Annotated in this window: 2 protein-coding genes; both read right to left on the reverse strand. The window is 47.4% G+C overall.

The window, feature by feature from the left end:
* Positions 1–131: 131 nt before the first annotated feature.
* Positions 132–851 (reverse strand): two-component system response regulator DcuR, encoded by a 720-nt coding sequence (gene dcuR, locus NNN64_RS22710; protein WP_005132485.1) that lies wholly within the window; start codon positions 849–851, stop codon positions 132–134.
* Positions 848–2,479, reverse strand: coding sequence for a sensor histidine kinase (locus NNN64_RS22715; protein ID WP_271442868.1), 1,632 nt, complete (start codon positions 2,477–2,479; stop codon positions 848–850). Before NNN64_RS22715 ends, dcuR begins: the two co-directional genes overlap by 4 nt.
* Positions 2,480–2,868: the final 389 nt, after the last annotated feature.

Here is a 2,868-nt window from a genome sequence, read left to right on the forward strand (position 1 = left end):
TAACATGTCTGATACAAATATATTTGATCTAACGCAAATTCACTATTTATCTGTTTTAGCGGGATGAAAAGGGATTTTTCATTATTTTAATAATTGTTACTTTTATATAACGAATAATCCCTGGGAGAGTTTTATTGGCAGTATTGCTTAAGTAATGAGTAATGCTCTGCCTGAACGCGGTAGCGGTAAACCGGTCGGCCAGTAACACCATAGTGGATGCTGGTAAATAAGATATGGCAATTGACGAGCCAGATAAGGTATTTACGGCATGAGACCCGGGAGATATTAACCTCGTTAGCCAGTTCATCCGTGGAGAACTCCTGGTCCTGGTGCTCATCAATCCACTGGCACAGCGTGCGCAACGTTTGTGGTGTCAACCCCTTGGGTAAGCGCCGCGTTTCCTGCTCGCTGGAAGAGCTACCATGAATCAGTTGGTCAAGCTCTGACTGTTCATAGTACTGGTGCTTCTCCATATCCGTTTTCTTTTGGAGCCAGTTGGTTAAGGCTTCTTCAAAGCGTGAGGCCTGAAACGGTTTGATCAGATAGTCAACGACACCGTAGTGGAGTGAGTCTTTGATGGTTGTTGCATCGGCGGCGGAGGAGATGACGATGACATCACATTTACAGCCTTCGCTGTGCAGAATGGGTAACAGGTCCAGACCGTTTTCTTTCTGCATATAAATATCCAGTAGAATCAGGTCAATATGATGTTCGCCATGAAAGATGATCTCTTTGGCTTTTTCGAGAGTTGAGGCCGTTCCGCAGCAATGAAAACCAGACAGCTGCGCGACATAACGGCGGTTTAACTCCGCTACCATTGCATCGTCATCGACAATTAAGACATTGATCATCTGCTGGCCCTCTCACCATTCCACGGTAACTGTACAAAAAATTGGGTGAAGACCCCAGGTTCGGATTCGACGGAAATATTGCCGCCAACGTTTTCAACCTGCTGTTTCACAAGTGCTAAACCGACGCCTCGCTCGGTTCCTTTTGACGAGACGCCCTTCTCAAAGATGTGGTCGATGTGTTCGGGGGCGATCCCCGGACCATCGTCATTCACTTCGCAATGCAACCAGCCGTGTCGATAATGTAAGGATACGCTGATCTCTCCCCCCGGTTCTTGACCTAGCGCCTCCAGGGCGTTCTCAATCAAATTACCCAGTACGGTGATCAACACCGCCACCTGATCTTCATTACTGTTTTCCGGCAACTGGCTTTCATTACTAATGATCAGGCTATGACCTAAATCAGATGTGCGATTAATCTTACTGAGTAAAAAGCCAGCGATCACCGGTGATTTTATTTTGCCTAACAGTGAGCCAATCTCTTCCTGATAATTGTTGGCCGTCTTAATGATGTAATTTTCCAACTGCTTATAACTTTTCAGGTGCAATAATCCCAGAATCACGTGTAACTTGTTCATGAATTCGTGGGATCGTTCACGAAGTGCATCGGCATAGTTGACCATACCATCCAGACGTTGCATGAGTTTACGGACTTCTGTCTTGTCTCTGAACGTTGAAATTGCCCCGATGATTTTGCCATTGCTCAGTACGGGAACGGTGTTGATTAAAAGCAGTCGGTCCTTCACCGTGATCTCCTCATCACGGCGTGGCGTTCCATCACGTAGCACCTGCGAAAGATCAACGACTTGAGACCACGCATGGCTGAGTGTGGAGAGCTGGGCATCATCTTGCGACTTACGGTAATCCAGCAGCTCCTGAGCGGCCTGGTTTATCAGTGTGACTTCACCACTATCATCAACAGCAATGACCCCCTCCTTTATAGAGTGCAGCATCGCCTGGCGCTGTTCGAACAGGTTGGATATTTCATAAGGCTCCAGACCAAACAGAATGCGTTTGAGAACCTTCACCAATACCCAGGTACCGAGTAACCCAACCAGAACGCCAAATAAGATGGACCAAAAGATACTGCCGCGGCTGTTATTGATCTGTTCGGTGACCCTGCTTAACTCGAGACCAATCGACACAACACCAATCTGCTGGTGATGTTCGTCATAAATGGGAGTGAAAACGCGTAGCGCTTTAGCCAGAAAGCCGCGATTAATGGCAACGTTCTCTTTGCCCTGTAACGCCAACAGGATGTCGTCACCTTTAAACGGTTGGCCGATACGTTGTGCTTCAGGGTGTGAATAACGAATGCTTTTCATATCCGTGACAACGATGAATAAAAAATCGTTGCGCTTATTTACCGCCTGAGCAATTGCCTGGATACCGCTGTCCTCAGGCTTTTTCTTGAGCCCTTCGCGGATCTCAGGAGAGTTTGCCAACGTTCGCGCTACCGCAAGCGCTTTGTCTGCTAATGCATCACGTGTCGTGTTGCTGATTTGCGAGAAGTAAATCAAATGAACGACGAGCAGCACAGAGAAGAGGACAGCGCTGACCATGAGGATCACGGTTGTGCCGAGTTTCATCGGGCGTTTGCGTATAGCCGTTCGTTGCAGAGGGTGTCTCATCGCAGTCCTGGAATCACTATTTGTACGGGTATTATCGCCTGATGAAGTACGTAATTCAAAGGTAGTAGGGGATCCGGGCGCTCCCGCCGCCATCCCTTCTTATATATGTAGTAGAAAACGGGCATCCGTTATTTTCTTTCTATATAGAAAAGAGAATTCAAGGTTGGTTTCTTCTTTTTCCGGGATGTGATGCAGGAAATATTGACGGCTTTGTGGATAACTCTGTGTGTAAATGGGTATAAGGCGGGCTTTTGCTGGGGATTGCAGCAGTCAGTCATTTTTCTGTCATTTAAGGGTTGCGGGCTGAGGGAAACTCCCTATAATGCGCCTCCATCGACACGGCGGATGTGAATCACTTCACACAAACAGCCGGTTCGGTTGAAGAGAAA

Origin of the sequence: Citrobacter sp. Igbk 14, from assembly GCF_028069825.1 — a bacterium.
Taxonomy (GTDB): Bacteria; Pseudomonadota; Gammaproteobacteria; order Enterobacterales; family Enterobacteriaceae; genus Citrobacter.